At 39.0% G+C, this 6,994-nt stretch carries 7 protein-coding genes; all 7 read left to right on the top strand.

Annotated features, from left to right (window positions below):
* Positions 1-269 precede the first annotated feature (269 nt).
* Positions 270-1,745 (top strand): BglG family transcription antiterminator, encoded by a 1,476-nt coding sequence (locus WDC_RS05445; RefSeq protein WP_044010868.1) that lies wholly within the window; start codon positions 270-272, stop codon positions 1,743-1,745.
* The gene (locus tag WDC_RS05440) at positions 1,735-2,163 is read left to right on the top strand and encodes a PTS sugar transporter subunit IIA (RefSeq protein WP_082040930.1); all 429 of its coding nucleotides are present in this window, start codon (positions 1,735-1,737) and stop codon (positions 2,161-2,163) included. Before WDC_RS05445 ends, WDC_RS05440 begins: the two co-directional genes overlap by 11 nt.
* Complete coding sequence (locus WDC_RS05435; RefSeq protein WP_044010865.1) at positions 2,163-2,618, top strand: PTS sugar transporter subunit IIA; 456 nt, start codon at positions 2,163-2,165, stop codon at positions 2,616-2,618. The genes WDC_RS05440 and WDC_RS05435 overlap by 1 nt, the downstream gene beginning before the upstream one ends.
* A 14-nt stretch (positions 2,619-2,632) precedes the next feature.
* Positions 2,633-4,000, top strand: coding sequence for a PTS galactitol transporter subunit IIC (locus WDC_RS05430; RefSeq protein WP_044010863.1), 1,368 nt, complete (start codon positions 2,633-2,635; stop codon positions 3,998-4,000).
* 15 nt (positions 4,001-4,015) lie between these two features.
* Positions 4,016-4,303: a PTS sugar transporter subunit IIB gene (locus WDC_RS05425; protein WP_044010861.1), complete on the top strand. Its 288-nt coding sequence runs from the start codon at positions 4,016-4,018 to the stop codon at positions 4,301-4,303.
* A gap of 331 nt (positions 4,304-4,634) precedes the next feature.
* Positions 4,635-5,804 (top strand): hypothetical protein, encoded by a 1,170-nt coding sequence (locus WDC_RS05420; RefSeq protein ID WP_156127008.1) that lies wholly within the window; start codon positions 4,635-4,637, stop codon positions 5,802-5,804.
* Positions 5,805-5,826: 22 nt separating this feature from the next.
* A complete protein-coding gene (locus WDC_RS05415; protein WP_225349621.1) occupies positions 5,827-6,993 on the top strand; it encodes an amidohydrolase in 1,167 nt (388 codons plus the stop codon).
* The last annotated feature ends 1 nt before the right edge of the window (position 6,994 follow it).

The following is a 6,994-nucleotide window of genomic DNA, read 5'->3' as shown; positions in this document are numbered from 1 at the left end:
TCCACAAATAATTGATCACTTTGATCAAACTGAATTTGGTAAAAAAATTGCAGCCTCAAAACTAAAATAGGTAGAAAACTTCTGAAATCTGTCGCATAAAATTTGCGGCAATGTGTAATTTCAGAAGTTTTTTTCTATCCAGTCAATTAACAACATAACGGACAATAATTGTAGTATCATATGGCCATAGCAAAATGTCCGTTGCAACGGACACTTATTTAACTAATAATTTAATTCTAAGTAATACAATAGGTTAAGGAGGGGTCGGTGTGAATAAATATTTTGATCTGATTGTAAGGGCTTTAAACAATAGTGAAACTCAATTAACTGCGGCAGAGCTGGCTAAAGCAATTGGTGTTTCAAAAAAAACTATTTATCGCGCAGTTGAAGAAAGCAACAATCATTTTGGGACAACTGTAATTGAATCCCAGCGAGGGCTTGGTTATAAGCTTAATTATGAATTGTATTCCAAAATGACCAGTCACTCTAACCAAAACCAACTGATGAGTTATTCACCAGTTGAACGTCGCAATCAGATTATCTCAAATATTTTATTCAGTGTTCCTCTCGCAAAATCTTTGCGTAGAATGTATCAGCCATACTACGTTAGCTCAGATTTGATTCATCAAGATTTAGTGGAAATCAGTAAGGTACTGCAGCAATTTGGGATTAAGTTAGTGACCCGTGATGACATGGTTTCGGCAACAGGTAACGAAGAGTCCATCCGTCAAGCCATTAATGAAATCTTGATTGACAGTGGAGCAATGAGTCAAGAAAACGTCAGCGAATTCGCTGATCAGTTTGAAGACATCAATGTTTATGATCGTCATTTTTTGATTACCCAGTTGTCGTGGATTCAGCGCTCTCTTGGAACGACTATTCCATATCCATACAATATCAATATTTTTTCGCATCTTTACATTTTAATCAGGCGTTTTAGGACGGGTCGAGTACAAGAAAATAGTGATCTTGACTGTCCGAATGATGAACAGCAAGCAACTATTAATAATAATGTTAATTTTTTTAAAATCGCTAGTGATGTTATTAAAAACATTAGTGATTATCTGCATTATCAGTTGCCCGATATTGAAAAATACTATTTATTGCAGTATTTAATTTCAATGCGCTATGTTCATGATTTAACGTTTGAGGGTAAGGTGCCGGATCAGGTGGCTGAGATCGTTGAGTACTATATAAAGGCGATTCAACCCAACCCTGAGGAGGAACAAGTTAAAGTATTACGTAATGATTTAATCAGTCATATTAAGCCAATGCTGAATCGGCTGGATCATCATATCGTAGTCTTTAATAAATTGTTAAAGGATATCAAAGTTGAGTACGGTGATCTGTTTGACAAAGTACGACGGACTTCACGTGAGATTGAGGCTAAATTTCATTGGGGAACACCAGTTTCTGACGATGAGATCGGTTTTATCACACTTTACTTTGCCAATTATTTTGAGAATTTACCACGCAATACAAAGGCATTGATAATGTGTGCGAGTGGGATTGGAACCTCTAAGCTGCTATATGTTAAGGTGCACAAAGCTTTTCCGGATCTGCAGATTAGAGATGTTATTTCAAAAGCGGATTATGAAAATGACGATCGTAAGTATACGGACATTGATTTAATTATCACAACTGTTGATGTTGCTCCAAAAAATCATGCCAGAGTGGTTTTATCTAGTGCCATTTTTTCTAAAGCTGATCGTAAACGAGTTGAGGAGATGATTAATCATTCCTGAACAAATTTATGTATATGACCACCTAGATTTTGATTCACCAGAGTCACTGTTTAAATGGATTACCACCCAGATGCGGACTAAGAAGCGAGTGACATCATCAAGTCATCTGACTGAGGATTTTCTCAGCCGCGAAAAAATGGGTAATACCATCATTGACGCAGGAGTTGCTTTGCCACATGTTAAGGCATCCTATATAACAAGCAACACAGCCATTATTTTTAGATTGGATCACCCAATTATTTGGCATAGTGGTGAGCAAATCACAATTGTGATTGCGTTAATGGTCGGTGAGGTCGACTTATTCAGTGATCGATTTATTGCTAAACTGGCTGATGAATCAGTTTTAGCACGCATCAAAGATGTTGCACTAGCGGCAGGAGAGATCAGGGAATTTTTGGAAAAGGAGGAAATACGTTAATGTTTTTTGATAAGGAAGTTATTTTGTTCGACGTGGATGTGAAAGACAAAACTGACGCTGAAACAAAATTAGCCAATCACCTTCGTCAAGCAGGAGTTGTGACAGAGCAATTCAAGGATGCGGTATTACAGCGAGAGTCTAATTTTCCAACTGGATTACAGACTGAAACAATTGGGGTTGCTATTCCACATACAGACGCTGATAAAGTGATCACACCACAAATAGGGTTTATGCGGTTAAAGAATCCAGTGACATTTAATCAAATGGGTGATAATGCTGAAATTTCAGTAAGTATCATTTTTATGTTGGCATTGAAAAAATCTGATGATCAACTAACAATGTTACAAAAACTGATGGGATTGTTTCAAAACAAAGAGGCAATTGACAAATTGGAGAAAATTACATCAAAGGATGATTTTGTTACTTTAATGAAAGAAATTGGGATTGAACAATAGGAGGTTTTACAAAAATGGATGCAATTGCAAATGGGCTACAATGGTTTGTTAACCTTGGTGCCAGCGTTATGCTACCGATTTTGCTATTTATTTTCGCTTTAATTTTAGGAATTAAACCCAGCAAGGCTTTTAAGGCTGGATTAACAATTGGTATTGGTTTTATTGGTTTGAACTTAGTTATTGGTGTCTTAACAAAAAACTTAGGACCTGCTTCACAAGCCATGGTTAAAAACTTTGGTTTGCACCTAGGAACAATTGATATTGGCTGGCCTGCTGCTTCGGCCATTGCTTATGGAACTGTGTTAGGTAGTCTAGCAATTCCAGTTGGTGTTATCTGTAATGTTGTATTATTACTATTAGGCCTGACAAAGACGTTGGATGTCGATGTTTGGAACTACTGGCATATTGCCTTTACAGGTTCATTAATCTATGTTGTGACGAATGACTTTGCTCTAGGTCTGTTCACAATGGTTGTACATGTCATGATTATTTATCTGCTTGCTGATATGGCTGCACCGATTGTGCAAAAGCAGTATGGACTTGAAGGCGTTTCGTTCCCTCAAGGTGCTTCTGCTCCTGGATATTTGTTAGCTTTACCAGTTAACTGGATACTGGACCGGATCCCTGGAATTAACAAGATTAAGTTGACACCAGAAACGATTCAAAAACGGATGGGAATCTTTGGTGATTCATCAGTAATGGGTCTGTTGATTGGTATCATTATTGGTATTTTGGCACAATATTCAGTTACTAAGACACTACAACTAGGTGTTAGCACTGCTGCTGTCCTAGTTTTGATGCCACGAATGGTTGGTTTATTGATGGAAGGTTTAGCACCAATTTCTGAAGGGGCTAATAAGTTCGTTTCATCTCGTTTTCCTGGACGTGATCTTTACATCGGGATGGATAGCGCTTTAGCAACTGGTGATTCAACTGTGCTTTCATCTTCATTGATTTTGGTACCATTGACACTATTTGTTGCTGTTATTTTACCAGGAAACAGCGTTTTACCTTTTGGTGATTTAGCTACAATTGTGTACATGATCGCAGTAATTGCTGCCGTATGTCGTGGTGATATTTTCCGAACGATCGTTACAGGTTTAATTAACATTATTATCAGTCTTTACATTGCTTCATGGGTTGCACCATTAGTTACAGGTGCTGCTAAAGCTGCTAAGTTTAACCTCCAAGGTAACTCATCAATCTCAGTTCTGAGTGATGGTGGTGTTTGGACAACTTGGGTAATTGTTGGATTAGGTAAGCTTATCTCTTGGGGTGGTATTGGATTAATTGGTATAGTAACATTAGGATTGATGATTTGGTTCAACAAGTTCCATGATACAAAGAAGAAACAGTCAGCAGAGGCTAAGGAAGCCGCATAGAAAGGATCTTGAATAATGAAAACTTTAATGATCGTTTGTGGAAGTGGAATTGCTACTTCAACTCTTGCAGAAGGTAAGATTAAGAGTTACCTAGAAGATAAAGGGCTAGCAAGCCAAGTGAAAATGATGAAGGGTAACATTGCTGAACAAGTTAACCATGTCGATGACTATGATGCATTTGTCAGCACTACGATCGTTCCTGAAAACATTAGAGATCATGTTATCAGTGGTGTTCCATTGTTAACCGGTGTTAACCAGGATAAGGTTTTTGAGCAAATTGTTGAAAAACTAGATCTTAAATAGTTTAGTTTCATAGTATTATGGGGCAACTCGTAGTTATATAATGAGCTTTTTAGGTTGGTAATCCAACTTAAAAAGCTCATTTTTTGATTCCAAAAATATGATTCTTATAAATTCTTTATTCTTTTTGATCTAAATTAATTTAGTAAAATTGGTGTTCTCAACAACTCATCAACTTCAGAAATTAAAGTTTTAGTGGCTTTGGGCTTAAGTAATGAACGAAATTAAAAAAATTGTGGTCAAGTGAGTGACAGACTGCTAATATATTTACTAACGTTTCATTAAAATTCAATTAGAGCTAGATGAGCCGTTTTTAATAGAAGGAGTGATTAGAGTGAAATACGTATTATCTTTAGCAATTGTAATGGGCTTTATGATGATTGGTGAGTGGGTTTCGACCAAAAGTAAGGCCTATATTCCATCCGTCTTTGTCACCGCCGTTTTATTTCTAGTTGGATTTTGGACGATTGTTCCCAAAAATTTCGTTTCTACCGCTTCATTTGGGACACAATTTATTGGTATCACACAAGCTGTTCTTCTGATTCACATGGGTACTTTAATGAATTTGAAGGAACTGCTGGCCCAGTGGAAAGCGGTGGTGATCGCTTTAACCGGGGTCATTGGTACTGTCATCTTTGCCATGGGAATTGGATTACTGCTATTTGATTGGCATACTGTTGTTGCCAGCGTGCCACCGCTGACTGGTGGGTTAGTTGCGGCGTTCTTAATGACAGCCGGCTTGAAAGCACAACATATCACAACCCTGGTCGCTTTTCCGGTAGCCATGTTCGTTGTTCACAGTATGTTGGGCTATCCGTTGACTTCGTACATGTTGAAACGTGAAAGTAAGCGTCTATTGAAGAACTATGATCCAAAGGCCGCCGAGGCCACCGCTAAACTTGAGGCAGCTAAGGAAAAACAAAGTAAAAAGTTCTCAATGCCAAGCAGCTATAAGACTTCTGCATACATGATTTTTAAAGTAGCGATCTTAACCTTCTTAGCTGAATGGGTTGCTGCATTGATGCACGGTGTTGTTAACCAATATATTATTTGTTTGATATTTGGTGTTATTGCCCATCAACTTGGTTGGTTGGAAGATGCTATTTTGCAAAAAGCCGGTGTGTTCCACTGGTTAATGTATGGACTATTGGCCTATATCTTCTCTAATTTGAACATTGTTAAACCAAGTATGTTAGTTGGTATTTTAGTACCAATCGTCACAATGATTATTCTAGGTGTATTTGGAATGCTTCTTGCTTCAGCACTTTTGGCTAAGCCGCTCGGATTCAGTCGAGAAATGGCGTTTGCTAGTGCTCTGACTGCACTATTTGGTTTCCCAGCTGATTACATTGTGACTCACGAAGTTGCCGGTATCATGGGTGCTGATGAGGGTGAGCAAAAGTATTTATTAGATAACATGCTACCTAAAATGCTGGTTGGTGGTTTTGCGACCGTTTCAGTTGCTTCTGTTGTCATTGCGTCAATCTTTTTGAAATTGCTTTAAACATTACTAGGAGATGGGGAACTTGGATTTATCAGACGAATCACTTGCTAATTGGATGACCAAAATTAGGCACGATTTACATCGGCATCCGGAATTGGCCGACCATGAATTTGACACAACAAGAACGATTAAGCGCATTTTAACTGATAATAATATTAAGGTGCTCGATTATGCAGGGAAAACAGGCGTGCTGGCCGAAATTGGCACTGGCAGTGGACCGTACGTTGCCTTGCGGGCCGATATTGATGCTTTGCCATTGGATGAAACTTCTGGCGTTGACTATACTTCTGAAACTGCTGGTGTGATGCACGCCTGTGGCCATGATTTTCATACAGCATCATTACTTGGCGCAGCATTATTATTAAAGGATCAAGAGGCATCATTTAACGGTACCATTCGGTTACTGTTTGAGCCAGGTGAAGAGCGGCATACAGGTGCCAAAGAAATGATTAAAAATGGTGCACTTGAAAACATTTCCGCCATTGCTGGATTTCATAATATGCCCAATTTACCTGTTGGCACATTGGGGTTAAAGAGTGGCAAGCTGATGGCGTCAAACGATAACTTTGACGTTGAGATTAAGGGTGTTGGCTCACATGCAGCGATCCCCGAAAAGAGTACCGATCCAATTGTGACGCTGGCACAATTAATTACTGCATTGCAGACTATTCGCAGCCGTAATATTTCGCCGAGCGATTCGTTGGTCTTAACTGTGGGAGCTGTGTCAGCCGGGCATACCTACAATGTTATCCCCGATAGCGCTTCATTCAAGGGTACTATTCGAGCATATTCCAGTGACGATCGAGATTTAGCTAAAAAGCGCTTCTATGAATTGGTCGACCAGATTACACAAGCATACAATCAAAAAGCGGTAATTGGCTGGGATAAGGGACCCGGTTCGGTCGATAATGATGAACAGGTTACTGAACTATTAAAACAAGCATTGCAAGACACCGTCAAAATCGTGCCAGCAACAATGTCAAACGCCGATGATGATTTTGCGGAATATGAGGAAGTTGTCCCTGGTTTTTATGGTTTCTTGGGTTCTAACGGTCCAGCCGACTTACATCATTCTGACTTTGTCTGCGATGATCGTGGGTTAATTTACGGCGCTAAATTTCACCTCACTGCCGCAACTGCAATGTTGCAAGCAGTTAACGATGGCAAGCTAGCTAGGAGGGATCAATAAA

It is taken from the genome of Paucilactobacillus wasatchensis, assembly GCF_000876205.1.
GTDB classification, from domain to species: Bacteria; Bacillota; Bacilli; order Lactobacillales; family Lactobacillaceae; genus Paucilactobacillus; species Paucilactobacillus wasatchensis.
The sequence above is the reverse complement of the archived record's forward strand: the minus strand, read 5'-3'. Positions and strand labels throughout refer to the sequence as shown.